We start from the raw sequence: 26,277 nt of genomic DNA, 5'->3' as shown, positions 1-26,277 counted from the left end.
GGCCTTTTTCATGGGCAAGATGCGAGGCTCAGGGCTCCTTGAGATCCTCATCGGCAGCCCAGCGCGCCTCCAGCCAGAGCAGGTTGACCAGCCCGCAGAGCAAGGCGAACCCCAGCCCCAGCAACCAGGTGAAATACCACATATCGCGTTGATCCTTGTGTTGAAGCGGATTAGTAGAGGCTGTGGCCGTGCTGGCGCACCTGTTCGGCGCTGACCCTGCCGCGCACCACCCGATAGACCCAGAGGGTGTAGCCGATGTTGACCGGCATCAGTACCCCGACGATCCCCAGCATGATAAGCAGGGTGCGCTCGCTGGAGGTGCTGTCCCACAGGGTCAGGCTGCTGGCCGGATCCAGGGACGAGGGCAGCACGAAGGGGAAGAGCGCGATGGCCACGGTCAGCATCATGGCGGCGCAGGCACCGCCGCTGGCCACGAGCGCCAGCCCGGACTTGCCGAGGCGGCTTGCCAGCGCGCACACCAGGGGCAGCAGGAGCCCGAGCACAGGCACGGCCCAGAGCACCGGATGGGCGACAAAGTTGCCAAGCCAGCCCGCCGGCACCGCCACCACCTCTTTCATCAGCGGAGTGAGGGCGCCGTTGAGATCGCCGATGGCCGTGATGCGATACCCCGCCATCTCTCCAAGCCAGACGCCGCCAAGGGCAAAGAGGGCGCTCGCCAGGGGGCCGAGCCAGAGGGCGAGGCGGGCGCTGCGCGCCGCTATGGCCCCCAGGGTCTTGCACTGCAGGAAGCTGGCACCGTGCAGCAAGAGCAGCGCCAGCGCCGTTCCCATGGCGGTCAACAGCAGCGGCCAGTGGAACGCAAAGGCGCCATAGTGGATACGAAGGGCCGCATCGAAGCGAAACGGCAGCCCTTGCAACACCAGGCCAAGGGTGGCACCAAACACCAGGGTCGGCAGCAGACCGCCCACCACCAGGGCGCGATCCCACCAGCGGCGCCAGACCGGGTCCGGCAGCTTGCTGCGATAGTCAAAGCCCACCGGGCGCAAAAAGAGACCGAACAGCAGGAACATGAAGGGCACGTAAAGTGCCGAGAAGGCGGCGGCATAGACCAGGGGCCAGGCGGCAAACAGGGTGCCGGCACCGGCGATGAGCCACACCTGGTTGCCCTCCCACACCGGCCCCACGCTGTTGAGCAGCACCCGCCGCTCGTCATCCGTCTTGCCGACCACGGGCAGCAGCATGCCGACCCCGAGATCGAAGCCATCCATCACCACGAAGCCGACCAGCAGGAAGAGCACCAGCCCCCACCAGATCACTTTCAGGGTTTCGTAATCCATCAGGCAGGACTCCCGTTTTGCAACACTTCACCTTGATAACGACCCGTCTGCAGGCTGGCAGGCCCTTTGCGGATCACATGACGCAACAAGAACAACTCCACCACCAGCAGGCTGCTGTAGATGAGGAAGATGGCGATGAGGCTGAACCAGAGCTGCCCCGGTTGCAGCAGGGAGACGGAGGCCGACACCGGCAGCACGTCGCTGATGGTCCAGGGCTGGCGACCGAACTCGGCCACGAACCAGCCCGCCTCGATGGCAATCCAGGGCAGCGGAATAGACCAGAGCAGGGCCCTGAGCAGCCGCGGGGATTGCACCAGCCTGCCCCGGCACAGCTGCAGGAAGGCGGCGGCAAAGAGCGCCAGCAGCGCCACGCCGATGCCCACCATCAGGCGAAAGCGCCAGAACAGCGGCGCCACCTGGGGGATGGAGTCCTCCACCGCCTTGGCGATGGCCCCCTCGTCCGCCTTGCCAATCTCCTTGGCATAGGGGGTGAGCAAGAGGCCATAGCCCAGATCGCTGCGGTGGCGCTCGAAGGTGGCGCGGGCCGCCTGGTTGCTGCCATCTGCCCGCATCGCTTCGAGCGCCTCGTGGGCCAACATGCCGCTGCGAATGCGCGCCTCGTGCTGCGCTTTCAGATCTTTGAGGCCCGTTACCTGCTCATCCAGGGAGCGGGTGGCGATGATGCCCATCAGATAGGGGATCTTGATGGCCGCGTGGGTGGTCTCGGCACGCTAATCCGGCAGGCCGAACAGGGTGAAAGAAGCCGGGGCGGGATCCGTCTCCCACTCCGCCTCGATGGCGGCGAGCTTGACCTTCTGCACCTCCCCCGAGCGATAGCCCGACTCGTCCCCGAGCACGATGACCGAGAGGATGGCCGCGAGGCCAAAGCCCGAGGCGATGGCAAAGGATCGCAGGGCGAAGCGCACCTCCATGCCGCGCAGCAGATACCAGCTGCTCACCCCCATCACGAACAGAGAGGCCGCCACATAGCCTGCCGCCACCGTGTGGACGAACTTGACCTGGGCCACCGGGTTGAAGATGACCGCGGCCACGTCCACCAGCTCCATGCGCATGGTCATGGGGTTGAACTCGGCGCCGACCGGGTTTTGCATCCAGCCGTTGGCGATGAGGATCCAGAGGGCGGAGAGGTTGGAGCCGAGCGCCACCAGCATGGTCACCAGCAGGTGCTGACCGCGGGAGAGCTTGTCCCAGCCGAAGAAGAAAAGGCCCACCAATGTGGACTCGAGGAAGAAGGCCATCAGCCCCTCCACCGCCAGCGGCGTGCCGAAGATATCGCCGACATAGTGGGAGTAATAGGCCCAGTTGGTCCCGAACTGGAACTCCAGGGTGATCCCGGTGGTCACCCCCATCACGAAGTTGATGCCAAACAGCTTGCCCCAGAAACGGGTGATGTCCTTGTAGATCACCTTGCCGGTCATCACGTAGGCCGACTCGGCGATCACCAGGATCCAGGACAGCCCCAGGGTGAGGGGCACAAACAGAAAGTGGAACATCGCCGTCGCCCCGAACTGTATTCGGGAGAGGCTGACCACATCATCCAGGCTTATCATGCATGACTCTCTATGTTGCATTTAACGGACAGGTTTTCGCCCGCCAAGTACACCATGGTCCATGACACCTATAACAGATGCAGTTATAGTGAAAAACACCTATAACAGTTTGGGCCCACCATGTCCCGCTACGGCCAGTTGGCAGACCAGCTGCAACAGCAGATCACGAGCGGGCTCTGGCAGCCGGGGGAGCGCATCCCCTCCATCCGCCAGAGCTGCAAGACCCATGGCCTCAGCCCCATGACGGTGCTCCAGGCCTATCAGTTGCTCGAAAGCCGGGGCCTCATTCTGGCGCGGCCCCAGTCCGGCTACTACGTCAAGGCCGCGAGCACGGCCCGGCGGGAGAGTCAGCCCCAGCAGGCCCGCTACAGCGGCTCGGTGGACATCAACGATCTGGTGTTCGAGGTGCTGCAGGCGAGCAAGTCACGGGAGCTGGTGCCCCTTGGCATGGCGGTGGCGGACCCGACCCTCTTCCCCCACCCCCAGCTCGGTCGGGCCCTCGGCAGTTGCATGCGCCGCCTCGATCCCTTCAGCACGGTGGCAGATCTGCCCCCCGGCAACGAGGCACTGCGCCGCGCCATCGCCCGGCGCTACGCCGGCGAGGGGATGGCGGTGGATCCCCAGCAGATCATCATCACCACGGGGGCCATGGAGGCGCTCTCCCTCAGTCTTCAGGTGCTGACCGAGCCCGGCGACTGGGTGGTGGTGGAGTCCCCCACCTTCTACGGCGCCCTGCAGGCCATCGAGCGGCTCAAGCTCAAGGTGGTGGAGATCCCGGTGATCCCCGGGGTGGGCATCGATCTCGCCCTGCTGGAGGAGGCCCTCGCCCAGCGCCCCGTCAAGGCGTGCTGGCTGATGGGCAATGTGCAGCACCCCCTCGGCCACACCATGCCGGATGAGCACAAGCAGGCGCTGATGGGGCTGCTAAACCGCCATCAGGTTCCCCTGGTGGAGGATGACGTCTATGCGGAGCTCTATGTCGGGCGTGAGCGGCCAAGGCCCATCACCCATTGGGATGCGCGGGGAGAGAGCCTGCTGTGCGGCTCCTGGACCAAGTGTCTGGCACCGGGCTTTCGGGTCGGCTGGGTGGTGGCGAAACGCCACGCAGAGCGCATCCAGCGGCTGCAACTGATGTCGACCCTGTCGACCAATGTGCCCAGTCAGCTGGCGCTGGCCGACATGCTGCGCCAGGGCGGGGTGGACGCCCACTTTCGCCGTTTGCGCCACACCCTGGCCCAGCGCCAGCAGCAGATGCGGGCAGCCCTGATGCGCCTCTTCCCCGAGGCGCGCATCTCCTCCCCGGACGGGGGCTACTTTCTCTGGCTCGAATTTGACGCCCGCCTCGATGGCCGGGCGCTCTATGCCAGCGCCATCGCGCAGGGGGTCTCCATCGCCCCCGGGGCCCTCTTCTCCAGCCAGGGCCAGCACAACCACTGCCTGCGCCTCAACAGCTCCCATCCCTGGAGCCCGCAACTGGACGCGGCGCTCAACCGGCTTGCAGACCTCATCGCCCGGCAACGGGAAACCTGGCAGAGCCCCCCCTGACGCCTCACACGACAAGGGCCCGTAACGGGCCCTTTTGCAAGCGAGTGCGCCTTATCTGGCCATGGTCTGTGACTGGGCCTTGAAGCCCAATCGCTCGTAGAGGGCCCTGGCCCGCTCGTTGAAAGCCATCACCTCCAGGCGCAACTGGCTTGCGCCCCGCGCCTTGCCCCACTGGTCCCCGTGGGCGATCAGCGCCCGGCCGATGCCCCGGGAGCGCAGCCCCTCATCCACCACCACGGTCGTGATGCGGCAGACGGGCAGCTTGCTGAGAAAGGGGACGCTCTCGTTGAGGTCGATGCGGGCGGTGAGAAAACCCGCCACCTCCCCCGCCACCACCGCCACGCAGAAAAGACGCGCCTCGTCGGCTATGGCGCCGAGCAAGAAGGCCCGGTCCTCCGGGGACGGGGGGCAGAACACCTCGGGCACCTGCTCGAAGTGGAGCTGACCTATCTGCCGGTTCAGGGCCAGAATGGCGTCGATATCCTGTTCAGTTGCCTTGCGAATGTCCACCTGATGCTCCTTGCAGTGAGGGTCGCCAGCGAGGAAAGAGGCTCGGCGGTCACCCTTTGGAACCCGCATCTTATCGGCTCGTCACGGCAATCAACAGCCCCCGGCAACGACAAGGCCCCATGACGGGGCCTTGTGGACAATCCTGATGGCAATGCGGGCTCAGCCCGGCGCCCCCAGCTGGGCCACCTGGCGCTCTATGCTCCCCTTGAGGTTGTCATCCAGCTTCAAGGCCCGCGCCAGCTCGTCCAGATAGCCGCGCTCCATGAAGTGATCCACCTCGATGGTGAGCAGGGAGGCGAGGTAGACCTCGGTCGCCAGCTCCATGTCCGTCACTTCTCGCGCCAGGACATGGGGGTCGAGGGGGCGGGAGAGCTCGGCGTCAATCCAGCGGGCCGCATCCCGCTCCCCCTGTTCGGTCAGGTACTCCTGGATCTTCTGGCGCTCGGCGGCATCGATGTGGCCGTCGGCCCGGGCCGCCGCCACCATGGCGCGCACCAGCAGATTGGCGCGGGCATCCAGGGCCTTGCCCTCCAGGGTGTCCAGGGGCTGGGTCGGCTGGGCCGGGGTGGACTGCTGGGTCTGCCAGTCCTGATAGAGTTTGTAGGCCAGCCCCCCGAGAGCCGCCGCGCCCCCCACCGCCGCCACCTTGGTGCCATATTTGCGCATCTTCTTGTTGCCAAGCAGCAGCGCCATGGCCCCGGCGGCCAATCCCCCCTGCGCCATGCCCTTCATCTGGGCCTTGCGCGTGTCACCACCGTCGTTGAGCCAGCCCTTGCCAGCTCCCATCAATTGCTCCAGCATCTGTTTCATGGGGCCTCCTCCCTCGCGTGATGAGTCATGCTGGGCCGCCTGCGCTGAACTCAAGGTGAATGACGGCGCAGACAAGAAGAGGCGCTGGTTGGATCAGTGCCAGCCCCGCCCACTGCTATTGTCCCCGGGGGACAGCCAAGGAGTCCCCCCTTGCCTCGACATAAGGAAGTACCATGAGCGCCCGTGAACTGACCCTGCAATTTCTCGCCGAACCCGCCGACGTCAACTTTGGCGGCAAAGTCCATGGCGGCATGGTGATGAAGTGGATTGACCAGGCCGGCTACGCCTGCGCCGCCGGCTGGTGTGGCGGCTATGCCGTCACCGTCTATGTGGGGGGCATCCGCTTCTTGCGCCCCATCCAGATAGGCCAACTGGTGGAGGTACACGCCAAGGTGATCCACACCGGTACCACCAGCATGCACCTGGCGGTGGATGTCTACAGCCGCCATCCCACCGACCCGGAGCGGCGCAAGACCACCCACTGCATCATCATCTTCGTGGCCATGGACGAGCAGGGCAAACCCACCCCGGTGCCCCAGTGGCAGCCGGTGAGCGAGAACGATCTGCAGTTGCAGCAGTACGCCAAAAAGCTGATGGCCCTGCGCGAGGAGCTGGACAAGGAGATGCGCCAGCACATGTGACCCGTCCCGCCCCGGGCAGCCGGGGCGTGTCTTCGCGCCGCCGGGCGCTATAATGGCGACCACCCTTGCCCTTGAGAACCCAAGATGTCCCTGGAAAATGCCCCCCCCGAGGTCCAGCTCGCGGTGGATCTGATCGAACTGCTGGAAACCAACCACATCGCCCCCGCGCTGGCCCTGGCGGCACTCGCCATCGTTCGCCGGGATTATGAGCGCAAGCTCGAGGAAGGTCGGGAGGCCTGAGCGCCCCCGCAGGAGGCACCATGTCAGCACCCATTCGCATCGAACAAGGCCGCGCCATGCTCCTCGGGGGGTTGCGCCGTCACCACCCCTTCGAGCAGGGGGACTTCGCCGGCCAGTGGCGCGACCTCAGCGCCCTGCTTCCCCTGCCGGGGCAGCTCGGGGAGCACGCCTATGGCGCCATCTGCGCCGCCACCGACACCCACTGCGAATACCTCTGCGGGGTGGAGGTCGCCGCCCTGGAGGTGCTGCCTCCCGGGCTTGGCCGCATGCGCATCGCCCCCCAGACCTACGCCATCTTCTTGCATCAGGGGCATGTCACGACCCTGCCGCACACCTGGCGCCAGGCCCTGGCATGGCTCGCGCAATCGGACTATCAATCTGCCCAGCAGCCGGATTTCGAGCGCTACGGCGCCCGCTTTGACGCCGCCACCGGCAGCGGCGAAGTGGAAATCTGGCTCGCCGTGGTACCAAAACAGGCCCTGGCCTGACCCCTGGCCGCCCGGGCTACCTCGGCCCCATCACCTCGTCACAGAGCGCGATCAGCGCCTCCCCCAGCCGGGCGAGGGGCTCGCTCGTGCCCGGCCCCTGGTGCAGAGCCAGCTCCACCGAGCGCACTGCAGGCCAATGGGCCAGCACCACCTGATCCGGTTGCAACAGGCGCGCCGGCAGCAGGCTGACCCCGATCCCCGCGCTCACCGCCCCTTGCAGGCTGGCGAGACTGCCGCTCACGTAGGCGATGCGCCAGGGGATCCCCTCGGCATCCAGGGCGTCGGTCATCTGGCGCCGGTAGAGCCCCTCGCTTGGAAACACCACCAGAGGCAGGGGGTCGCGCCCGGCGGCGGGCCACTCCCGGCTGTCAACCCAGGCCAGGGGCTCGCGCCAGCGGGCGATGGGCTCCCCCTGGCCGCGCCCCTGCTTGATGAGGGCCAGATCCAGCTCTCCCCCTTCGAAGGCCTGCCACAGGGCATGGCTGAGATCGCTTTGCACCTCCAGCCGCACCTGCGGGTGCGCGCGGGCGAAGGCGGCCAGCACCGGGGTCATGGCCCCCGCGGCAAAATCCTCCGGCACCCCGAGGCGCAGGGGGTGGCTCGCCTCGCTCACCCGCTCCCCCGCCCGGGCCAGCAACCCCAGGATGCGGCGCGCCAGCCCGAGCAGGGTCTCCCCCTGGGCCGTGGTCACCACCTGGCGGCCGGATCGATCGAGCAGGGTGCAGCCCAGCTGCTGCTCCAGGCGGCGCATCTGCTGGCTCAGGGTGGACTGGGTGAGGTGGATACGCTCGGCGGCGCGGGTAAAGCTGCCGGTTTCGACGATGGCGACGAAGCTCTGCAGCAATTGGGGGTCCAGCAGGGGGCGCTCCATGGGCAATCTCCATTTATAAAACCACTGGAAGTCATTTTATCATTTAATTTCCAAATGATGCGGCGACCCTCTAGGCTGCTGTCCTCCCCCTTTTTGCCAGGATATGACCATGCCACCCCCTTCCCAGTCCGGTGCCCGCCTCCTCAACTCCCTTACCGCCGCCTCGGCCCCCAGCCATCAGGAGTGGCTGGAGCAGGCCCTGCACCTGGCCCTGACCCATCGCCAGCAAGGGGGGCGCCCCTTCGCCGCCCTGCTGGTGAGGGAGAACCGGCTGGTGGCGAGCGCCGTCAACCGCATGCTGGAGGCGGGGGACCCTACCCGTCACGCGGAGCTGGAAGCGCTGCGGGAAGGGAGTCGCCAGGGGCCGCTGGCCGGGGCCATCGTCTATGCCAGCGGGCACCCCTGCCCCATGTGCCTGTCGGCCCTGGTGATGAACGGCATCCAGGCGGTCTACTACGCCTTTGACAACGACGATGCCGCCCCCTTCGGCTATGACAGCCGCGCGGCCTACGCGGCCCTGCGACTGCCCCTGTGCCCGCCGCCCCTGCCCCTCATCAAGCTGGCGAGCCCCATCGCGGCCGACACCCTCTACGGTCCCCTGCCCCATGCATAAGCGCCGCCTCCCCCCGGGCAGCGGCGCCTTGCTGGTGCTGGTGATCCTCATCGCCCTCAACCTGCGCCCCTTCCTCACCGCCATCGGCCCCCTGGCCCCTCGCATCGACGCGAGGCTGGCCCTGGGGGTGGATGCCCTGGCCTGGGTCACCCTGCTGCCCCTCTGGCTTATCGGGGTCGGCGTGCTGCTCACCCCGGCGCTCCTGGGTCGCACGGGCCCGCGCCCCCTGCTCGGGACGGCCCTGCTGCTGCTCGCCCTTGGCAGCGCCCTGCGCGTCGACCTGGCGAGCGGCGCCCTGCTCATCGCCAGCGCCGCCCTGTGCGGGCTGGGCTCGGCCCTGGTGCAGGGGGTACTGCCCGGCCTCATCAAGGAGGGGTTCGCCCAAAAGGTGCCCCTGGTGATGGGGATCTTCTCCGCCTGCATGATGGGGGGCGGGGCGCTCGGGGCCGTGCTCACCCCGCGCCTTGCCGAGTATCTGGACTGGTCTCGGGCGCTGGCGCTCTGGGGCCTGCCGGTGCTGCTGGCCCTCGGCTGGTTGGCCTGGCGGGTGCCCCTGCCCGCCCCGGCCTGCACGCCCGCCCCCACCGGGGAGCAGCGGCTGCTCCCCCTGCCCCGCACCTGGCTGCTCATCGCCTGTTTTGGCATCATCAACAGCGGCTACGGCATCGTCGTAGCCTGGCTGGCCCCGGCCTACATGGCGGCGGGCTGGAGCGCCCAGCAAGGGGGCGAGCTGGTGGCCTGGCTCGCACTGGCCCAGACCGCGAGCGGCCTTGGCCTGCCCCTGCTGGCAGCCGGTCGGCTGGACCGCCGCCCCTGGATGGCGCTGGCCATCGCCATGCAGATGGCAGGCTTTGGCGGCCTCTGGCTCGCTCCCCAGACCGCCCCCCTGCTCTGGTGTTTGCTGTGCGGCGCCGGGCTTGGGGGGAGCTTCTCCCTCATCATGGTGATTGCGCTGGATCACCTGCCCGACCCACGCCGGGCGGGCGCCCTCTGCGCCCTGATGCAGGGGGTCGGCTTCATGGTGGCGGCTACCGGCCCCTGGGTGGCGGCCCGCCTGCACCATGCAAGCGGTGACTTCGCCGCCGCCTGGCAGTGGCAGCTCGGCGCCCTGGTCCTGATGAGCCTGCTGGTGGTGCGTCTCAACCCGCGCCACTACCCAGGGGCCATGGGCCTGCCCCCGGAGCAGGCCATGGCTGTGCAGACGGCAGGCCACAAGCCTGCCTGATCCGGCGAGCACCGGCCTTGGGGGCCAGAAAGCACAACACCGGCCTTGGCCGGTGTTGTTCATCAGGGTGCGGGAAGGCCTGGCGCTCAGCGCCCCTTCTTCTGGCGCCCGCCCTGCCCTGGCCGCGGTTTGCCCGGGGCGGGTTTGCCCCCCTTGCCGGGCGCGCTTTTACCTGCAGCCCCTTTGCCCGCCCCGCCCTTGCCTGCGGGGCTCTTCTTCTCGAAGGCCTCGGGGCCCGGCACATTGGGCCGCCCGCCAATCTCGTGATCGTCGCTGCGCCGCGGCTTCTTGCCCTGGGCCGGGGTGCCGGCCGCAGCCGCCTTGGGCTTGGCAACCTGAGCCCCCTTGGCCGGTTTGGCCTCGGAGGAGGAGTCCTCAATCAGCTTGAACAGCTCGATCAGCTCGTCGTCGGTGAGATCGCGCCACTCCCCTACCGGCAGCCCCTTGAGGCTGACGTTCATGATGCGGATGCGCTCGAGCTTGGTCACCTCGAAGCCGAAGTGCTCGCACATACGGCGGATCTGGCGGTTGAGCCCCTGCACCAGGGTGATGCGAAACACGAAGGGCGCCTCTCGCTTCACCTTGCACTTCTTGGTGACGGTGCCGAGGATGGGCACCCCGGCCGCCATGCCCCGGACGAACTCGTCGGTCACCGGCTTGTCCACGGTCACCAGGTACTCTTTCTCGTGATCGTTGCCCGCCCGCAGGATCTTGTTCACCAGATCCCCGTGGTTGGTGAGGAAGATGAGCCCCTGGGAGTCCTTGTCGAGTCGCCCTATGGGGAAGATGCGGGTGCTGTGGTTGACGAAGTCGACGATGTTGTCCTTCTCCCCCGCCTCCGTGGTGCTGACGATGCCCACCGGCTTGTTGAGGGCGATGAAGACCAGGCTGTCGGCCTCGCGCGGCTCGATCACCTGGCCGTTGACCTTGACCAGATCCCCGGCAAACACCTGATCCCCCACTCCGGCCCGCTTGCCGTTGATGAAGACGTTGCCCTGCTCGATGAAACGATCGGCCTCACGACGTGAGCAGATGCCGCTCTCGCTGATGTATTTGTTCAGGCGCATGGATTCATCGGCCAGCATGGGTCACCTCCCCGGTCGGATGGGCCTTGAGAATGGCTGGCTGGATCAGCCGCGCTGTGGTCGGGTTCGTCTGCATACAACTCCATGAAATAAGGGCCTGCGCCCTGCATGTTCGGCAAAAAACGCCGCTACAGTAGCACATTGCACGGGCCCGCGCCCGGCCCCGTCGCACCCTGGCCGCTGGCTCACAGGGGGTGCAGCCCCTGATGCAGCAGCAGGCCCCCCATTATCCAGCGTGCGGTGACGCCGCGGCCCTGATTGGGCTGCACCGCGCACTCCCCGCCTCTTTTCACTTCATGGTGCTCACTTCATGGGCCGGGCCCCCGCCGCCGAAGATAGGGTGCGGCCTTCGGCAGATAGCCAGATGATCTAACGCTTGATATTTATCCAGAAAAAATGCATAAAAAGATTTTGGTCATCGCGAATTATCTGCTCTGACCCGCCGACGACGGGAAATGACACCCCCATCGGGGCGCAACAACGGGCCCCTTGAGCCCCGCGAACCCTGAAGACGGGCATGGTCCCCTCTCTGGCAGGACGCCACTTTCATCATTCACGACAGGAGTTAAAGATGAGTCATTCCCTCTCCCAGGAGGCCTTCCTGGCCCAGGTCGCCAGCCGCAACCCTCACCAGCCCGAGTTTATCCAGGCCGTGAGCGAGGTGATCGCCTCCATCTGGCCCTATGTGGAACGCCACCCCCGTTACCTGCAACACGGCCTGCTGGAGCGACTGGTGGAACCCGAGCGCCTGGTGCAGTTTCGGGTGAGCTGGGTGGATGACCAGGGCCAGGTGCAGGTGAACCGCGGCTACCGGGTGCAGCACAGCTCCGCCATCGGCCCCTTCAAGGGCGGCATGCGCTTCCACCCCTCGGTGGATCTCTCGGTGCTGAAATTCCTCGCCTTCGAGCAGACCTTCAAGAACGCCCTCACCACCCTGCCCATGGGCGGCGGCAAAGGGGGCAGCGATTTCGATCCCAAGGGCAAGAGCGAAGGAGAAGTGATGCGCTTCTGCCAGGCCCTGATGCTGGAGCTCTATCGCCACCTGGGGGCCAACACCGACGTGCCGGCGGGCGACATCGGGGTGGGCGGGCGCGAGGTGAGCTACATGGCGGGCATGATGAAGAAGCTCACCAACAGCGCCGAGTGCGTCTTCACCGGCAAGGGACTCTCCTTTGGCGGCAGCCTCATTCGTCCGGAAGCCACCGGCTACGGCCTGCTCTACTTTGTCGACGCCATGCTGGCCCATCGCGGCCAGTCCCTCGATGGCCTGCGGGTCTCGGTGTCGGGCTCGGGCAACGTGGCCCAATACGCCATCGAGAAGGCGATGGCCCTCGGCGCACGCGTCATCACCGCCTCCGACTCCGGCGGCACCGTCTATGATCCGGACGGCTTCACCCCCGAGAAGCTGGCCCGCCTGATGGCGCTTAAAAACGAGCAGCGCAAGCGGGTCGCCGATTACGCCCATGAGCTCGGGCTCGAGTTCTTCAGCGGCCGTACCCCCTGGCACCTGGCGACCGACGTCGCCCTCCCCTGCGCCACCCAGAACGAGCTGGATGCCGAAGATGCGGCGCAGCTTATTGCCAACGGCGTGCAGCTGGTGGCCGAGGGAGCCAACATGCCCTCCAGCGCTGCCGCTATCCGCCTCTTCCACGAAGCAAAGGTGCTGTTCGCCCCGGGCAAGGCGGCCAACGCCGGCGGGGTTGCCACCTCGGGCCTCGAGATGAGCCAGAATGCCCAGCGCCTCTCCTGGACCCGGGAGGAGGTGGACGCCCGCCTCAAGGGGATCATGACCAGTATCCATGCCACCTGTGTCCGTTACGGTCAGGATGATGGTCATGTGAACTACGAAAGCGGTGCCAATATTGCCGGCTTCGTCAAGGTGGCTGACGCCATGCTGGCGCAAGGGGTCTGCTAGTCACGCCATTTCCCGTGACATCCCCCAAATCAACAGGGCAGCCCATGGCTGCCCTGTTGTGTTATCTGCATAGCTGTTGCTTTAACCTGGGCGACGCAGGTTGCATGCCCGATACCACTTCACGCTCGCTTCACCCAGCCATGACACCCTCACCCCTCTTCCATACGCGAACGAGGAGAACGAGATGACAACGACCATAGGCGCCCTGCTGATCCTGGCCGGGCTCGGCTGCTTCCTGGCCTTCAACCTGCTGGGCTCCACCCTCGATGCCCAGGGCTTCCTGCACGAGCCCTTTGCCCTGCTGCCTCTGGGCTATCTGCTGCTCTTCACCGGCATGGTGCTCACCGTGATCCCTCTGCTGCGCAAGGGGCGCACCAGGGAGCAATGACACAAATCGCAAGGTGCCAAGAGCTCAGCAATAGCGGCTGATCTCGATGAGGTTCTGATCCGGGTCCAGGCAATAGACCGATTCGATGGGACCACAGGCACCGCTTTTCATCACTGGCCCCTCCACGATTTCGACCCCCAGGCTCGCCAGCTGGGCCATCACCTGATCCAGGGGCCAGCGGGTGATGAGGCAGAGATCCCCCGACCCCACCTGCGCCCGGTTGCGCGCCTCCTCCCCCAGCAGTTGCAGATTGATCTTCTGGTTGCCAAAGCGCAGCGCCCGGCGCCCCGCCCCGAAGGTGATGGGCTCCATCTTGAAGGCGCCGCTGTAAAACGCCACCGCCCGCTCAATGTCGCTGACCGTCAATACCAGATGGTCGATATGGCTGATCATGCTTGCTCCCTGTCATGGTGATTGCCGCACCATCATACCCTGTTCCCTTGGCAGAGACTGTGCCTTGGCCCGCAAAGCCTTTTGTCCTGATGGCCCAACTGAAAGAAACCAAGAAGACCCAACTACTGCTTGGCATCATCAATGTATTGATAATATGAGAGTTTATTAACCTTTCTACTGAACTTCGGCTTCGATTGAGTTAACCTTCTTGCAATGAAATACAACTCGGACGAGTCGGCTTTGCGCAACACATGGACAGAAGAAGAGTTAAGGGCGACGGTGACCGCCTATCTGGAGATGTACAAGAAGGAGTTGGAAGGCACTACCTTTGTCAAAAAGCACTATTACGCAGAGTTAGCGGCTCGATTCCAACGGTCCGATAAGTCGTTTGAATATCGGATGCAAAATATCTCTTACGTCTGCGTGTTGATGGGCAGAGCTTGGGTTTCTGGGCTAAAACCGGCCAAGAATGTAGGGGCACAGAATGCGTCTATTATTGAACGCCTGATCTGTGAGTTAGACGGACAACCGTTTAGCGGACAAGCAGAATTCGAACATCAGGTCATCCAATACAAGGAGAAACCCATCTCTCCTCATCCCCCCGGTATAGAAGAGCCATCCCAGCGCTACCTGACCACAACAAGTTATGTGAGGGACCCACACGTCAAAGCCTGGGTACTCGTCGTCGCAGACTCGCAGTGTGAGTGTTGTGATGCACAGGCCCCGTTTATCACGGCTACCGGAGAACCCTTTCTAGAGGTGCATCACCTGCGCACTTTGGCTGACGGAGGCTCGGATACCATCAACAACACGGTGGCGCTCTGCCCTAACTGCCATCGCGAGCTTCACTATGGCGCCAATCAGGTAGAGAAGCGCGATGCACTCTATCGAAAGCTATCCAGGCTGAAGAGAGAATAATCCCCAGCACTCAAAGCGGCCCCCACGGCGGGCCGCCTTCGTGTGGTCAGCAGGCAATCCGTTCTATGCAACCGCCACTGAGTTTGAAGAAGGCATCCTGCGGCAGCTCCTGCAGCCAGGTGGTGGTGTAGTCCAGATCCACATAGGCGCCGCGCAGCATGGCGCCAAAGAGACCGTGAGAAACAACGATGGCCTGCTCGGCAATCTGCTCGTCCTCAAGCCATTGCCGGGCCCGGCGCTGAATGCTCTCAAAACTCTCGCCATGGGGGGCCCGCAGATACCAGTCCGGTTCCTCCAGATCCAGCTCGGGGTGGGCCGCCAGCAGCTCGGGCACCCGGCGACTCTCCCACTCCCCCATCCCCAGCTCCACCAGCCGCTCGTCCCAGATGATGCGCCCCTGGTCCAAGCCAAGCTGCTGACACACCCGCTCCGCCGTCTGCCGTGCCCGGCCGAGGGGGCTGGCGTAGATCGTCCAGTCGGTGGGCTCGGTCAGGAGCTTGGCCAGACGGGCCCCCATGGCGAGGGCCTGGGCTTCTCCCCTGGGGGTCAGCTCGGAGTTGCAACGCCCCTGCAACCGCAATTCGGCGTTGTAACGGGTCTGACCATGGCGCAGCAAATAGAGGGTTCGAGACATGGTTTCTCCAGCAGAGTCAACGAGATAAGAAAACAGGGGGAAGATGATAACAGATGTACCGGGTCAACCAAGACCCGGAGGATGCAGGCTTGTGCTGACTCCTTGAGCGCCTGGCCTGCGGCTATCGTGAAAGGACGACAGGGGCTGCGCGCCTTTATCGCACAGGCGCCTTGTGCGCATTCCACACGCCTTCGCCACGGGCCCACCAGCGCCGTGGCAAGCGCCCCATGCTCCCCTATCTTGTTGTTCAGACGGGATAAAATGGGGATGTGCCGGTTTATCGGTCACAGGATGGCGGCCAATGCCAGAAAAGACAGAGTTTTTGCTCTGATCCGGGGGCCATTTTGGTACGTATCTCTGGCTCACGACAGGGACGCCTGGTGTACAATCTGCCACCCGATTTCCCCTGACCCGGCCCAGGCTCAGGCCCTGATGTACCCCAGAGTAAATGAACGTGACCCCAACCCACCCCATGCTCGACAGTTATTACAGCCAGGATCTGGTGTTCTTCTCCATCCTGGTGGCGGTGCTCGCCTCCTATACGGCGCTGACCATGACCAGCCGGGTGAGCCAGAGCCGGGGACGGGCCGCCGTGCTCTGGCTCGCGGGGGGAGCCTTCACCATGGGCCTCGGCATCTGGTCCATGCATTTTATCGGCATGCTCGCCTTCAACCTGCCCATCGCGCTGGGATACGATCTGACCCTCACCGGTCTCTCCCTGGTGGCGGCCATCGGCTCCTCGGCCTTTGCGCTCTGGCTGGTGAGTCGTCCCCAGCTCCCCTGGCACCAGATCCTGTTCGGGGCCGTACTGATGGGTGCCGGCATCGCCACCATGCACTACATCGGCATGGCGGCCATGAAGATAGCGCCCGGCATCCACTACCTGCCTGGGCTCTTCATCCTCTCCATCCTCATCGCGCTATTCGCCTCGGGTGCCGCGCTCTGGATAGGGTTTCGCCTGCGCAACAGCTCGCCCCGCGCCTTCTTCAGCAAGGCCCTCGCCTCCCTGGTGATGGGGGCCGCCATCATGGGCATGCACTACACCGGCATGGCGGCGGCCCAGTTCCCCGCAGAGAGCCTGTGCGGGGCCCTCTACACCGGTCTCAATACCCAGTGGCTGGCAACCGTGGTCATCATAGTGACCCTGGCGGTGTTCGCCATCGCCTTCGTGCTCTCCATGCTGGATGCCCACGCCGCCAAGCTCTCCACCTCCCTGCATCAGGCCCACGACGAGCTGCTCAAGCTGGCGCTCCATGACAGCCTGACCCGGCTGCCCAACCGGCTGCTGTTTGCCGACCGGCTGGAGCAGCGCATCCAGGAGTGTCAGCACAGCCAGCGCAGCTTCTCCCTGCTGTTTCTCGATCTCGACGGCTTCAAGATCATCAACGATGCCCACGGCCACCACACCGGGGATCTGCTGCTGGCCGAGGTGGCCCAGCGCATCACCGGCCTGCTCGGAACCAGCGACACCGCCTCGCGCTTTGGCGGGGACGAGTTCGTGCTGGCACTGGCGCCGGGGGATGTGAGCCTGACCACGGCCTTTGCCGAGCGGCTGCTGACCACCCTGGCCCAGCCCTATGAGTGGGAGCACCACAGCCTGCACATCACCGCCAGTATCGGCATTGCCGTCTATCCCCAGGATGGCACCAGCCTGCACGAGCTGACCCTCAACGCCGATGCCGCCATGTATTACGCCAAGGAGCAGGGGCGCAACGACTACTACTACTTCGACAGCGCCATGAACGCCAACGCCCACCAGCAGTTCCTGCTGCACAAGGAGCTGCAACACGCCCTGGAGCGGGGGGAGCTGGCCCTGCACTACCAGCCCAAATACTGTGCCCGCAGCGGCCAGGTGGTCGGCGCCGAGGCCCTGCTGCGCTGGCAGCACCCGGAGCATGGTGCCGTCTCGCCGGCCAGCTTCCTGCCGCTGGCGGAGAAGAGCAGGCTCATCATCCCCATCGGCAACTGGGTGATCGACGAGGCGTGCCGCCAGATGAGCGCCTGGCGGGCGGCGGGTCATCACGACTGGAGCGTGGCGGTCAATCTCTCCACCATCCAGCTCGCCAGCCCCGGGCTGCTGGAGGAGGTGCAGGGCGCCCTCGCCCGCCATCGGCTCGAGGCCCGTCACCTGACCCTGGAGATCACCGAATCCACCGCCATGCAGAAGGCCGAGGAGAGCCTCGCCATCCTCAACCGTCTGGCCGAGCTCGGCCTTGGCATCTCCATCGACGACTTCGGCACCGGCTACTCCAGCCTGCTCTACCTCAAGCGCTTCCCCGCCAACGAGCTCAAGATTGACCGGGGCTTTGTCACCACCCTGGAGCGGGGAGGCGACGATGCCACCATCATCGCCGCCATCATCGCCCTGGGTCAGGCCCTGGAGATGCGCATCGTGGCAGAGGGGGTGGAAACCCCGGAGCAGCGGGACCTGCTGACCGAGCTGGGCTGCGACACCTTGCAGGGCTACCTGCTCGGGCGCCCCATGACCGGGGAGCAACTGCTTGTCCACTGCGCTCCCGAGACTCCCCAACAGGTGCTGGAAGATGTGCTTGTCTGACAAGCAGGTGAGGCGCTGCGCCCATGTCGCCAGGGTCATCACCAGCCCGATTGCGTCCCTTCACGACTCAAGGTAGTCTGCTGCAAGACTCGAATGCCCCTTTATCTTGCCGGGCGCATCGAGCGCCCCCATGGCAGATCACCCGTTCAGAGGAGCCACATCCATGGCCAGATACCAGTTCTTCAGCGTCCCCGCCTCCCGCCGTCAGCAATATACCTATGTCGACATGGCCTCCCCCACCTTCCTCACGGAGAAGGAGGCGCTGCTGACACAAGGGTTCGAGGTGGAAGAGGATTTCATCGACGCGGCCACTCCCCGCGAGGCGGTGGAGAAGTACAGATCCGGCTTTCTCTACGTAGCGGACGAGATAGGCAAGTCAGACGAGGCCTATGCGGCGGCAACGGCCTTGCTGGAGATGGGCAATAAGATCCTGGGCCGCAAGGCGGGCTGAGCAAGGCGGGCCGCCGGGACGATACCCCCGATGGCCCGCGGGCAGTCAGCGTTGGGGGTGCTGGCGGAGCATCTCCACCAGCTCCTCTTCGCTGCCGGGTTCATGGGCAAGCTGCAGGCTGGGGGCGGCGCCACCCATCAGCATATAAACGTGAGTGCTGCAGTGATCGTAGTGATACCACTTACCGTCGATACAGACGTCGGTATAGCATCTCGGGTCCCTCTTGAGTTCCATACGCACATCCTTATGTGTCATTCACCAACATCACCCTTGACCGTAAAATAAGGGACCTAAGTCCCCCTTGACCTGGATCAAGGGAGGTGACAGGTAGAAGCGGGCAGTGGCCGGATCTGGCCGGGGCTGGATGCCGCCAGCCAGGGTGACCGAGCCCCCCAACCGGCCCCAGCCAGGCAACAGCACAACAAAAACGGCGCCCGAAGGCGCCGTTTTTCATGTCCGTCATTTGACCGACGGAGAACAAGCCGCTGGCTTATTCGTCTTCCAGGTAGGCGTAGCCTTGCAGACCCAGCTCCAGCTCGTCGAGCAGGGCCTTGCGGGTCTCGTCGTCCAACGCCGGGTGGGAGACGATGCGCTGGTAGTTCTCGCGGATCACGGACGGGTCGATGTTGACGTAACGCAGCAACTGGTCGACGGTGTCGCCACGCACCACGTTGCGGATGTCCATCTTGCCTTCTTCATCCAGCCACACTTCCGCGCAGTGGGTGTCACCGAACAGGTTGTGCAGATCCCCCAGGATCTCCTGATAGGCACCCACCAGGAAGAAGCCGACGTGGCACTCTTCGTCTTCACCGTAGACCGGCATCGGCAGAGTGCTTTCCACCCCCAGACCGTCGACGTAGTGCTCCACCTGACCGTCGGAGTCGCAGGTGATGTCCATCAGGATGCCGCGGCGGGTAAGCGGACGCTCGAGGCCGGCCAGCGGCATCACCGGGAACACCTGACCGATACCCCAGGCATCCGGCAGGGACTGGAACAGGGAGAAGTTGGCAAAGCACTTGTCCGCCAGTTTCTCGGAGAGCTCGTCGGCCAGGGCGCGGTGGTTGCGGTTGACTGGGTTCAGCAGCTCCTTGAGCGCCAGACAGGTGTTCTGGTGCAGCATCTCGGCCCAGGCGCGTTGCTCCAGGTTCAAGAGGCCCATGGTGTACTGGGCGTTGACGTCACCGAGATCCGCCACGGAGTCGTGGAAGATCTCCAGCAGGGAGGGATCTTCCCCGCGCAGGTCCAGCCACCCTTTCCACATATTCTGCAAAATGGTGGGCGCGTCTTCGTCCGGGGCGCTGATGTCGTTCACCTCCACCCCTTCGGCACCAATGATGTTGGTTACCAGCACGGCGTGGTGTGCAGTCAGGGCACGGCCGGACTCGCTGATGATGGTCGGGTGCGGCAGGTCGAACTCGCGGCACACATCGCCGATGCCCCAGACCACGTTGTTGGCGTACTCGGAGAGGCTGTAGTTCGCGGAGCAGTGGCTCTGGGAACGGGTGCCCTCGTAGTCCACACCCAGGCCGCCGCCCACGTCCACCACCTCGACCTTGGCACCAAGACGGCACAGCTCGGCGTAGAAGCGGCCGCACTCGCGGATGCCGCCCTGGATGTCGCGGATGTTGGCGATCTGGGAGCCCAGGTGGAAGTGCAGCAGTTGCAGGCAATCCAGCTTGCCGAGGCTGCGCAGACGCTCCACCAGCGCCAGGATCTGGGAGGCGGAGAGACCGAACTTGGACATGGAACCGCCGCTCGATTCCCACATGCCGGAGCCGGTGGACGCCAGACGGGCGCGCACCCCGATGTTGGGCTTGATGTTGAGACGAGCTGACTCGTCGAGCACCATTTCCAGCTCGGAGGGCTTCTCCACCACGATGTAGACCTTGTGGCCCATCAGGTTGCCCAGGAGGGCGTGGCGGATGTATTCGCGGTCCTTGTAACCGTTGCAGACGATCACGGACCCTTGCTCATGATGATGGGACAGCACGGCCAGCAACTCGGGCTTGGAGCCCGCTTCCAGCCCAAGCCGGGGCTTGTCGCTGTAGGACTGACTGATGGTCTCGATGACGCGGCGCTGCTGGTTTACCTTGATCGGGTAAACACACAGGTAATCCCCTTCATAGCCTGACTTTTCGATGGCCTGACCGAAGGCGTTGAACAGCGCATCGACCCGGCTCTTGAGGATGTCGGGGAAACGCAGCAACACCGGCGTGGTCAGCCCGGACTGGCGCAGTTGCTCGATGGCCTCGGACAGCACGATCTGAGCCTCGGGGCGAGACTTGTCGGGAGAGACGGTCACATGACCGGCGTCATTGATATTGAAAAAACCCGCACCCCAGTAGGGAACGTTGTAGACCTTCAAGGAGTCCTTGCTGGACCAGTTAGTCATGGGCTATGCCTCGCAAATGAGCGGCCGTGGGCCGCCTTCGTTACCCTCAATCACATCCAGACCATTGATTGCAAAATGCGGCAAGCCAGAGCGGCCTGCTGACGTTGGACCCGCAACGGAGCATGCTCCGCCACATCCTGTTCATTGCACATCGCGGCAAGCCAAGGCTGCCTGGTGGATCTTGGGAAGTAACGAGTCTTGATGTGGGGCTGGTGGCTTTACATCAAGCTCAACGGTATGCGGTAACACCTTGCCGGCGTACCGCGGTACTTTGATGACAATCGGCATCAGCCACGCCGTTTGTTCATCATTCGGCAGCCATCCCGACGGACAGGAGAGGGTTTCAAGGAAGAGAAGGGAAGACGTCAGCACGCATCGTGTTGATGGACGACAACCACTACGACCCGCTCAACGCCAGTGACCGCCCATGACAAGGGAGATGATGAGCCCGAAGCCCACTCGGTCAGCTGAAAGATGAGAGTCCGTTGTTCTCCCTGATACCGGAGCCTAACCGGTATTAAAGAAACCATTCCCCAGCAGTGTCTGTCGTTTCTGCGTGCCTCGCCCTATAGGCGTCATGATCCTGCGGGTCTGGCGGACACGGCCTGCGCAGGGTTGCCCTCGGATCGGCGCGGAGTGTACACACTTACCGCAGCCAGTGACAATAAAAAATCGTGTTAAAAAACGGGTTTTCATCAGGGGGCAAAATCTCGCTGCCAGCAAGGCGGGCTCTGGGATGGCGGGGGATGGGAGTGCGTGGGCGAGGCGATGAAAATAACCAACACGTCACGCTTTTTGGGTCACCCCTTGCCAGCGCTGGGCCGAGGGGAAATTCAGCTTTTTCGCAATTGCTTAACCAGTTTTTATTTTGGAATTTTTATGCAAACTACCGAGCAATGATCCCTGCCCCTCCGCTTCGATGGCCCTCCTCTCACCCACAAAGTCATCAAAAACTGCGCTGACGCAATAAGCGGCGCCGCCGTCTTGGCCACAATGACTCCTCTTTCGTGACCCGAGGCTTGCCCATGAACACCCTGCTTTCGCGCTTTCTCCACTACCTCACCTTTCATACCCGCTCCGATGCGACCAATCCTGCCTGCCCCAGCAGCGAGGGACAGCGCCTCTTCGCCCGGGCCCTGTGCGACGAAATGACGCAGATGGGGCTGAGCCAGGTCACCCTGGACGAGCATGGCTACCTCACCGCCTGCCTGCCGGGCAACCAGCCGGATGCCCCCGCCATCGGGCTCATCGCCCACATGGATACCGCCGATTACGAGGCCGAGTGCGTCGTTCCCCAGATAGTCGAGAACTATCAGGGGGGCGATATCTGCCTTGGCAAAGGGGACGAGGTGCTGGCCATCCGCCAGTACCGCTTCCTGAAAAACTACCTGGGGCAGGATCTCATCACCACCGACGGCACCACCCTGCTGGGGGCCGACGACAAGGCGGGCATCGCCGAGATCCTCACCGCCGTGGAATACCTGCAGGCTCACCCCGAGATCCCCCGTGGCGATGTCTGGGTCGGCTTTACCCCGGACGAGGAGATAGGGCGCGGTGCCGACCGCTTCCCGCTGGACCGCTTCCCGGCCAAGTGGGCCTACACGGTGGATGGCGGCGAACTCGGCGAGCTCGAATGCGAGAACTTCAACGCCGCCAGCGCTACGGTGCGCATCACAGGCAACAACGTCCACCCCGGCACCGCCAAGGGCAGCATGATCAACAGCCAGACCCTGGCCGCCCGCTTCCATGCCGCCATGCCCGCCGAGCAGACCCCGGAGTGCACTCAGGGGTATGAGGGCTTCTTCCACCTGGCCCGGATGGAGGGCACGGTGGAGGAGACCACCCTGCACTACCTCATCCGCGACTTCGACGATGACTGCTTCGCCGCCCGCAAGGCCCAGCTCAAGGAGCGGGTCGCCTCCCTGCAGCTGGACGCCCCCAAGGCGCGCATCACCCTGGAAATAGCGGACAACTACCGCAACATGCGCAGCCAGATAGCGCCCCATCCCCACATCGTCGAGCTGGCCAAAGCCGCCATGGAGGCCGCCGACGTGGTGCCCAAGATCAAACCCATTCGCGGCGGCACCGACGGCGCCCGGCTCTCCTTCATGGGGCTGCCCTGCCCGAACCTGTTCACCGGCGGCCACAACTTCCACGGCAAGCACGAGTTCATCCCCCTGCAATCCATGGAAAAAGCGGTCGCCACCCTGGTGGCGCTGGTGCGCCTCACCTCTGCCTGGCGGGCAGAGTAAGGGAGCAAGGACGGGGCTCGCCCCGTCATCAAACCGTCACCCAACCGACACACGAAAGGCACGCAGGGGCGTCAAGCTGGGGCAAAGTTCAGCGGAGCCTTGCCCATGTTCGACGTCGATACCCTGTTGGAGCAGCACCTGCCCCGCCTCGCCAGCCAGCCCCTCCTCCGTCCCCTGATGAGGCAGGGGCTGAGTTGGTTGCTGCACGAGGAGGCCTTCACCCGCTTTGCCGCGTGCCATCCCCACCTGCGCGGTCTGGACTTCATCGAGCAGGCCCTCACCGAGCTCCACTTCGACTACCGGGTGAGCGAGGCCGAGCTCGAGCACATTCCCGCCAGCGGCCGGGTCATTCTTGTCGCCAACCACCCCATCGGCTCCCTGGACGGACTGGCCCTGCTGCGCCTCATCGGGCGCATCCGCCCCGACGTCAAGATAGTGGCCAACCAGGTGCTGGCCCAGCTCGCGCCGCTGCGCCCATTGCTATTGCCGGTGGACAACCTGGGGGGCAAGACCGACAGGCAGGCCATCCTCGCCATGAATGAACACCTCGCCGCCGACGGGGCCCTGGTTATCTTCCCCGCAGGCGAGGTCTCCCGCCTCGGCCCCAAGGGGGTGAAGGATGGCCCCTGGCAGGCCGGCTTCATCAAGCTGGCCCAACGCAGCCGAACGCCCCTGGTGCCCATTCACCTGGGAGGGCGCAACAGCCTCTGGTTCTATCTCGCCTCCTGGCTCAACAAGCCCGCCTCCGCCCTGCTGCTGGTACGCCAGCTGTTTCGCCAGCAGGGGCAGACGCTGCCGGTGACCATAGGGGCGCGCATTCCCCTCGCCAGTTTTCAGGACCTGCCGGCCAAGACGGCGGCCCGGCTGGTGCGCGGCCACCTCTACCGAATCGCTCGGGGCAAGGCGGGACGGTTGCAGACCGAGGCCCCCATCGCCCTGCCGGAGGATCGCCGCCTGCTGAAACAGGCCATCGACGGGTGCGAGCTGCTCGGCCAGACCCCGGACGGCCAGCGTATCCTGCTCTATCGCCGCCACGAGCAGAGCCACTCTGTGATCCTGCGTGAGCTGGGGCGCCTGCGGGAGATTGCCTTTCGGGCGGTGGGGGAAGGCTCGGGCAAGCGGCGGGATCTCGATGCCTTCGACGATGACTATCACCACCTCATCCTCTGGGATCCGGCCCGCCTCGACATCATCGGCGCCTACCGTTTCGCCCCGGTGGCCGAACGGCTGGCCAGCAAGGGGCTGGATGGCCTCTACAGCCACACCCTGTTCGGCTTCGAAGAGAAGCTGCTGCCCCGGCTGGAACAGGCCATCGAGCTTGGCCGCAGCTTCATCCAGCCCGCCTACTGGGGCAAGCGGGGGCTCGATTACCTCTGGTTCGGCATCGGGGCCTATCTGGCCCGCTATCCCCAATACCGCTACCTGTTCGGGCCCGTCACCCTCTCCGGCAGCCTGCCGCCGGCGGCCAAGGATCTGCTGGTGAGCTTCTATCGCCAGCACTTCGCCCCCACCCTTGCCCTCGCCCCTTCCCGCCGCCCCTATCCCACCACGCCGACGCTGTTCGAGGGGCGCGATTACGGGGATGACCTCAAGGTGCTCAAGGCCGGGCTCGACAACCTGGGCTGCGCCATTCCCACCCTCTACAAGCAGTACGCCGAGCTGTGCGAGCCGGGGGGCGTGCAGTTCATGGACTTTGGCATCGACCCGGACTTCAACCACTGCATCGACGGCCTGGTGTGGGTGGACGTGAGCCGCATCAAGCCCCACAAGCGGGCCCGCTATATCGGCCTCCCAGCCGGGGAAGCGCTGGCCACATCTGGCGACCGTTGACCGGGGGCCGCAACGAAAGAGGGAGGCCTGCGCCTCCCTCTTTCACATCATGGGTGATGCCGCCTACTCGGCTGCGGGTTTGCGATCCGCATGGCCGAGATCCCGCTCCGGGGCGATGACATCCCGCACCCGCTGCTTGATCTCCTTGGCCTCGGGGAAGCCCTCGTCGGCCACCCTGTCCCACACCAGCACTCCGTCCACCAGGATGCGAAACTCCCCCTTGCTGGCGGGCACCAGGGCCACCTCTCCCAGTTCGCCGTCGAAGGTGGAGAGCAGCTCCTGGGCGAGCCAGGCGGCCCGCAGCATCCAGCGGCAGAGGGTACAGTAACGGATTTCGATGCGCGGTTTCGCGAGGGGCAAATGGGTGTCTGTCATGGGGTGACTCCGTGAAAATCGGTCAACCAGTGGCGAGCGATGCGCTGCATGGTGGCCTGGGGCAGTTCGTGAAGGCCCGGGGTGGATGCCTGATGGGCCAGTTGGTGCACCCCTTCGATGATCTCCGCCAGCACCAGGTAGACATATTCGCCGATGACGGCACCGTGGACGAAGTTGACCGCCTCCCCCCGGTTGAGCAAAAAGATGGTGCTGCCGTCCGGCCGGGTCAGGGCCAGCACATGGGGACACACCTCCTCGCTCGGCCAGGGCAGCTGGGCGAGGCTGAAGGCGAATTCGTCGTCGGCGGAGGTGACCGAGGCCAGCATGGCGCCGGGGCGCAGGGCCTGCATATCGGTGATGTCGAGGGAGCCGTTGCCGGTGGAGCAGATCACCAGCTCGGCGCGGCCCAGGGCCTCGGCCTTGTTCACCAGCTTGAAGCCGTGGGAGAGCGCCTCCACCTGGCGCAGGGCATCCGTCTCCACCAGCTCCAGATGCAGGTTGCGACAGCGCAGTTCCCGGGCGATGCTGCGCCCCACCTTGCCATAGCCGAACAGGGCGGCCTGGCAGACATTGAAGGTACGCCTCAGTGTACGCGCCAGGGACTCCGCGGAGTAGACCACGCTCAGGCCGATCTGGATATCTTCCGCCTGCTTGAGGGGGCTGCGGGCCACCGAGATGACGGGGGCCGCCAGGGACTCCTGTTCGTAGCGCTGATGGCCGTTCTCGGTCATCTCCACCACCCCGATGAAGCGGGCGCCAAAGTGCTCGGCCAGTACCGCCTGGCTCTTGGCAAAGTAGCCGCCGATGTCGAGGATGATGAGCCGCTCGTGAGACATCACCAGAGGGGCAATCTGGGCGATCACCTCACCGGGATCCGAGGTCCAGTGGCGATTGAGGGGCAGCACGGGGTAGTGCTGCTGGGCCCAGGCCAGCGTCGGCCCGTGCACGGACTTGGGTTTGGGCAGGATGGCGCCGACCCGGCCCACCCGATCGAGCACCTGGATGAAGTCGGGTCTGTCGGGAAGCAGGTGGGTCACCAGCAGGATGCAGAGATCCCCAAGACATCCCTGTTCGGTGAAATGGCGAAAAAACAGATGCTCAGATCCCTGACTGTGCAACTGTGGCCTCCTTAGCATGCCGCGGGAAAGCAGGCAAACAGAACCCGGCATAGCCGGGTTCTGTGTGTATCCAGATAATTGAAAATCCTTTTTATCCGAAAGCACCATGGGTCTCAATCTTTATCTGTCCAGACTTTGACAAGCCCATCAATTTCTA

Annotated in this window: 25 protein-coding genes and 1 pseudogene; 13 read left to right on the top strand and 13 right to left on the bottom strand. The window is 64.7% G+C overall.

Features of this window, described 5'->3' with window-relative positions; genetic code table 11:
• Positions 1–28: 28 nt before the first annotated feature.
• The 3 genes and pseudogenes from C3F36_RS18865 to C3F36_RS18855 form a co-directional block, all read right to left on the bottom strand.
• Positions 29–142: a CydX/CbdX family cytochrome bd oxidase small subunit gene (locus tag C3F36_RS18865; RefSeq protein ID WP_010674207.1), complete on the bottom strand. Its 114-nt coding sequence runs from the start codon at positions 140–142 to the stop codon at positions 29–31.
• A 28-nt stretch (positions 143–170) separates the two neighbouring features.
• Positions 171–1,298 (bottom strand): cytochrome d ubiquinol oxidase subunit II, encoded by a 1,128-nt coding sequence (gene cydB, locus C3F36_RS18860; RefSeq protein ID WP_104455680.1) that lies wholly within the window; start codon positions 1,296–1,298, stop codon positions 171–173.
• A pseudogene (locus tag C3F36_RS18855) lies at positions 1,298–2,869 on the bottom strand (cytochrome ubiquinol oxidase subunit I). The gene cydB and the pseudogene C3F36_RS18855 overlap by 1 nt, the downstream one beginning before the upstream one ends.
• Positions 2,870–2,989: 120 nt before the next feature.
• Between C3F36_RS18855 and C3F36_RS18850 the strand changes: the two are divergent.
• Positions 2,990–4,414, top strand: a complete 1,425-nt coding sequence (locus C3F36_RS18850) for an aminotransferase-like domain-containing protein (RefSeq protein ID WP_104455679.1) — start codon at positions 2,990–2,992, stop codon at positions 4,412–4,414.
• Between the two features lie 51 nt (positions 4,415–4,465).
• Here the strand turns inward: C3F36_RS18850 and C3F36_RS18845 are convergent, their stop codons facing one another.
• Together C3F36_RS18845 and C3F36_RS18840 are read right to left on the bottom strand one after the other, a co-directional pair.
• The gene (locus C3F36_RS18845; protein ID WP_010674203.1) at positions 4,466–4,924 is read right to left on the bottom strand and encodes a GNAT family N-acetyltransferase; all 459 of its coding nucleotides are present in this window, start codon (positions 4,922–4,924) and stop codon (positions 4,466–4,468) included.
• 159 nt (positions 4,925–5,083) lie between these two features.
• The gene (locus tag C3F36_RS18840; RefSeq protein ID WP_042015902.1) at positions 5,084–5,734 is read right to left on the bottom strand and encodes a tellurite resistance TerB family protein; all 651 of its coding nucleotides are present in this window, start codon (positions 5,732–5,734) and stop codon (positions 5,084–5,086) included.
• Between the two features lie 173 nt (positions 5,735–5,907).
• Between C3F36_RS18840 and C3F36_RS18835 the strand changes: the two genes are divergently transcribed.
• The 3 genes from C3F36_RS18835 to C3F36_RS18825 all read left to right on the top strand — a co-directional run bounded on the left by C3F36_RS18835 (position 5,908) and on the right by C3F36_RS18825 (position 7,103).
• Positions 5,908–6,375, top strand: coding sequence for an acyl-CoA thioesterase (locus C3F36_RS18835; RefSeq protein WP_049636794.1), 468 nt, complete (start codon positions 5,908–5,910; stop codon positions 6,373–6,375).
• 84 nt (positions 6,376–6,459) lie between these two features.
• Entirely contained in the window at positions 6,460–6,615 is a 156-nt protein-coding gene (rsmS, locus tag C3F36_RS18830; protein ID WP_010674200.1) for a pleiotropic regulatory protein RsmS, read from the top strand.
• Between the two features lie 20 nt (positions 6,616–6,635).
• Positions 6,636–7,103: a GyrI-like domain-containing protein gene (locus C3F36_RS18825; RefSeq protein ID WP_049636793.1), complete on the top strand. Its 468-nt coding sequence runs from the start codon at positions 6,636–6,638 to the stop codon at positions 7,101–7,103.
• A 16-nt stretch (positions 7,104–7,119) separates the two neighbouring features.
• Here the strand turns inward: C3F36_RS18825 and C3F36_RS18820 are convergent, their stop codons facing one another.
• Entirely contained in the window at positions 7,120–7,962 is an 843-nt protein-coding gene (locus tag C3F36_RS18820; protein WP_029314296.1) for a LysR family transcriptional regulator, read from the bottom strand.
• A 115-nt stretch (positions 7,963–8,077) separates the two neighbouring features.
• Here C3F36_RS18820 and C3F36_RS18815 point away from each other — a divergent pair, with 115 nt between their 5' ends.
• Together C3F36_RS18815 and C3F36_RS18810 are read left to right on the top strand one after the other, a co-directional pair.
• Positions 8,078–8,587, top strand: coding sequence for a nucleoside deaminase (locus C3F36_RS18815; protein ID WP_104455678.1), 510 nt, complete (start codon positions 8,078–8,080; stop codon positions 8,585–8,587).
• A complete protein-coding gene (locus tag C3F36_RS18810; RefSeq protein WP_104455677.1) occupies positions 8,580–9,812 on the top strand; it encodes an MFS transporter in 1,233 nt (410 codons plus the stop codon). Before C3F36_RS18815 ends, C3F36_RS18810 begins: the two co-directional genes overlap by 8 nt.
• An 86-nt stretch (positions 9,813–9,898) precedes the next feature.
• Here the strand turns inward: C3F36_RS18810 and rluF are convergent, their stop codons facing one another.
• Complete coding sequence (gene rluF / locus C3F36_RS18805; RefSeq protein WP_042865226.1) at positions 9,899–10,897, bottom strand: 23S rRNA pseudouridine(2604) synthase RluF; 999 nt, start codon at positions 10,895–10,897, stop codon at positions 9,899–9,901.
• A 571-nt stretch (positions 10,898–11,468) separates the two neighbouring features.
• On the opposite strand from rluF, the gene gdhA reads away from it, so the two are divergent.
• Both gdhA and C3F36_RS18795 read left to right on the top strand, forming a co-directional pair.
• Positions 11,469–12,812, top strand: a complete 1,344-nt coding sequence (gene gdhA / locus C3F36_RS18800) for an NADP-specific glutamate dehydrogenase (RefSeq protein WP_103243404.1) — start codon at positions 11,469–11,471, stop codon at positions 12,810–12,812.
• Between the two features lie 184 nt (positions 12,813–12,996).
• A complete protein-coding gene (locus C3F36_RS18795) occupies positions 12,997–13,200 on the top strand; it encodes a DUF3955 domain-containing protein (RefSeq protein WP_104455676.1) in 204 nt (67 codons plus the stop codon).
• A 24-nt stretch (positions 13,201–13,224) separates the two neighbouring features.
• Here the strand turns inward: C3F36_RS18795 and C3F36_RS18790 are convergent, their stop codons facing one another.
• On the bottom strand, positions 13,225–13,593 hold the full coding sequence (locus C3F36_RS18790) for a VOC family protein (protein WP_104455675.1): 369 nt from the start codon (positions 13,591–13,593) through the stop codon (positions 13,225–13,227).
• Between the two features lie 213 nt (positions 13,594–13,806).
• Between C3F36_RS18790 and C3F36_RS18785 the strand changes: the two genes are divergently transcribed.
• On the top strand, positions 13,807–14,511 hold the full coding sequence (locus C3F36_RS18785; RefSeq protein ID WP_104455674.1) for an HNH endonuclease: 705 nt from the start codon (positions 13,807–13,809) through the stop codon (positions 14,509–14,511).
• A 46-nt stretch (positions 14,512–14,557) separates the two neighbouring features.
• Here the strand turns inward: C3F36_RS18785 and C3F36_RS18780 are convergent, their stop codons facing one another.
• Positions 14,558–15,145 carry a histidine phosphatase family protein gene (locus C3F36_RS18780; protein WP_104455673.1) on the bottom strand — a complete coding sequence of 196 codons (588 nt, stop codon included), beginning with the start codon at positions 15,143–15,145 and terminating at the stop codon, positions 14,558–14,560.
• A 448-nt stretch (positions 15,146–15,593) separates the two neighbouring features.
• Between C3F36_RS18780 and C3F36_RS18775 the strand changes: the two genes are divergently transcribed.
• Positions 15,594–17,702 carry a putative bifunctional diguanylate cyclase/phosphodiesterase gene (locus C3F36_RS18775; protein ID WP_233759669.1) on the top strand — a complete coding sequence of 703 codons (2,109 nt, stop codon included), beginning with the start codon at positions 15,594–15,596 and terminating at the stop codon, positions 17,700–17,702.
• A 163-nt stretch (positions 17,703–17,865) separates the two neighbouring features.
• Complete coding sequence (locus C3F36_RS18770) at positions 17,866–18,153, top strand: hypothetical protein (RefSeq protein WP_049636330.1); 288 nt, start codon at positions 17,866–17,868, stop codon at positions 18,151–18,153.
• Between the two features lie 45 nt (positions 18,154–18,198).
• On the opposite strand, the gene C3F36_RS18765 is transcribed toward C3F36_RS18770, so the two are convergent.
• Positions 18,199–18,387, bottom strand: coding sequence for a hypothetical protein (locus tag C3F36_RS18765; RefSeq protein WP_010674183.1), 189 nt, complete (start codon positions 18,385–18,387; stop codon positions 18,199–18,201).
• Between the two features lie 256 nt (positions 18,388–18,643).
• A complete protein-coding gene (gene speA / locus C3F36_RS18760; RefSeq protein WP_041212753.1) occupies positions 18,644–20,545 on the bottom strand; it encodes a biosynthetic arginine decarboxylase in 1,902 nt (633 codons plus the stop codon).
• Between the two features lie 1,025 nt (positions 20,546–21,570).
• Between speA and pepT the strand changes: the two genes are divergently transcribed.
• Positions 21,571–22,797, top strand: a complete 1,227-nt coding sequence (gene pepT / locus C3F36_RS18750) for a peptidase T (RefSeq protein WP_104455671.1) — start codon at positions 21,571–21,573, stop codon at positions 22,795–22,797.
• 105 nt (positions 22,798–22,902) lie between these two features.
• Positions 22,903–24,627 carry a lysophospholipid acyltransferase family protein gene (locus tag C3F36_RS18745; protein ID WP_104455670.1) on the top strand — a complete coding sequence of 575 codons (1,725 nt, stop codon included), beginning with the start codon at positions 22,903–22,905 and terminating at the stop codon, positions 24,625–24,627.
• Between the two features lie 63 nt (positions 24,628–24,690).
• On the opposite strand, the gene C3F36_RS18740 is transcribed toward C3F36_RS18745, so the two are convergent.
• Both C3F36_RS18740 and C3F36_RS18735 read right to left on the bottom strand, forming a co-directional pair.
• On the bottom strand, positions 24,691–25,002 hold the full coding sequence (locus C3F36_RS18740) for a SelT/SelW/SelH family protein (RefSeq protein ID WP_010674179.1): 312 nt from the start codon (positions 25,000–25,002) through the stop codon (positions 24,691–24,693).
• Entirely contained in the window at positions 24,999–26,120 is a 1,122-nt protein-coding gene (locus tag C3F36_RS18735) for an adenosylhomocysteinase (protein ID WP_104455669.1), read from the bottom strand. The genes C3F36_RS18740 and C3F36_RS18735 overlap by 4 nt, the downstream gene beginning before the upstream one ends.
• Positions 26,121–26,277: the final 157 nt, after the last annotated feature.

Source organism: Aeromonas sp. ASNIH2, from assembly GCF_002934795.1.
Taxonomy (GTDB): domain Bacteria; phylum Pseudomonadota; class Gammaproteobacteria; order Enterobacterales; family Aeromonadaceae; genus Aeromonas; species Aeromonas caviae.
This window is presented reverse-complemented; position numbering and strand designations above follow the sequence as displayed.

Coding starts and splice junctions, on each gene's coding strand:
- gdhA (WP_103243404.1), top strand. CDS start 11,469: ATGAGTCATTCCCTCTCCCAGGAGGCCTTCCTGGCCCAGGTCGCCAGC.
- rsmS (WP_010674200.1), top strand. CDS start 6,460: ATGTCCCTGGAAAATGCCCCCCCCGAGGTCCAGCTCGCGGTGGATCTG.
- C3F36_RS18765 (WP_010674183.1), bottom strand. CDS start 18,387: ATGGAACTCAAGAGGGACCCGAGATGCTATACCGACGTCTGTATCGAC.
- C3F36_RS18790 (WP_104455675.1), bottom strand. CDS start 13,593: ATGATCAGCCATATCGACCATCTGGTATTGACGGTCAGCGACATTGAG.
- C3F36_RS18770 (WP_049636330.1), top strand. CDS start 17,866: ATGGCCAGATACCAGTTCTTCAGCGTCCCCGCCTCCCGCCGTCAGCAA.
- C3F36_RS18865 (WP_010674207.1), bottom strand. CDS start 142: ATGTGGTATTTCACCTGGTTGCTGGGGCTGGGGTTCGCCTTGCTCTGC.
- C3F36_RS18835 (WP_049636794.1), top strand. CDS start 5,908: ATGAGCGCCCGTGAACTGACCCTGCAATTTCTCGCCGAACCCGCCGAC.
- C3F36_RS18840 (WP_042015902.1), bottom strand. CDS start 5,734: ATGAAACAGATGCTGGAGCAATTGATGGGAGCTGGCAAGGGCTGGCTC.
- C3F36_RS18745 (WP_104455670.1), top strand. CDS start 22,903: ATGTTCGACGTCGATACCCTGTTGGAGCAGCACCTGCCCCGCCTCGCC.
- pepT (WP_104455671.1), top strand. CDS start 21,571: ATGAACACCCTGCTTTCGCGCTTTCTCCACTACCTCACCTTTCATACC.
- cydB (WP_104455680.1), bottom strand. CDS start 1,298: ATGGATTACGAAACCCTGAAAGTGATCTGGTGGGGGCTGGTGCTCTTC.
- C3F36_RS18850 (WP_104455679.1), top strand. CDS start 2,990: ATGTCCCGCTACGGCCAGTTGGCAGACCAGCTGCAACAGCAGATCACG.
- C3F36_RS18740 (WP_010674179.1), bottom strand. CDS start 25,002: ATGACAGACACCCATTTGCCCCTCGCGAAACCGCGCATCGAAATCCGT.
- C3F36_RS18780 (WP_104455673.1), bottom strand. CDS start 15,145: ATGTCTCGAACCCTCTATTTGCTGCGCCATGGTCAGACCCGTTACAAC.
- speA (WP_041212753.1), bottom strand. CDS start 20,545: ATGACTAACTGGTCCAGCAAGGACTCCTTGAAGGTCTACAACGTTCCC.
- C3F36_RS18785 (WP_104455674.1), top strand. CDS start 13,807: ATGAAATACAACTCGGACGAGTCGGCTTTGCGCAACACATGGACAGAA.
- C3F36_RS18795 (WP_104455676.1), top strand. CDS start 12,997: ATGACAACGACCATAGGCGCCCTGCTGATCCTGGCCGGGCTCGGCTGC.
- C3F36_RS18775 (WP_233759669.1), top strand. CDS start 15,594: ATGAACGTGACCCCAACCCACCCCATGCTCGACAGTTATTACAGCCAG.
- rluF (WP_042865226.1), bottom strand. CDS start 10,897: ATGCTGGCCGATGAATCCATGCGCCTGAACAAATACATCAGCGAGAGC.
- C3F36_RS18815 (WP_104455678.1), top strand. CDS start 8,078: ATGACCATGCCACCCCCTTCCCAGTCCGGTGCCCGCCTCCTCAACTCC.
- C3F36_RS18810 (WP_104455677.1), top strand. CDS start 8,580: ATGCATAAGCGCCGCCTCCCCCCGGGCAGCGGCGCCTTGCTGGTGCTG.
- C3F36_RS18825 (WP_049636793.1), top strand. CDS start 6,636: ATGTCAGCACCCATTCGCATCGAACAAGGCCGCGCCATGCTCCTCGGG.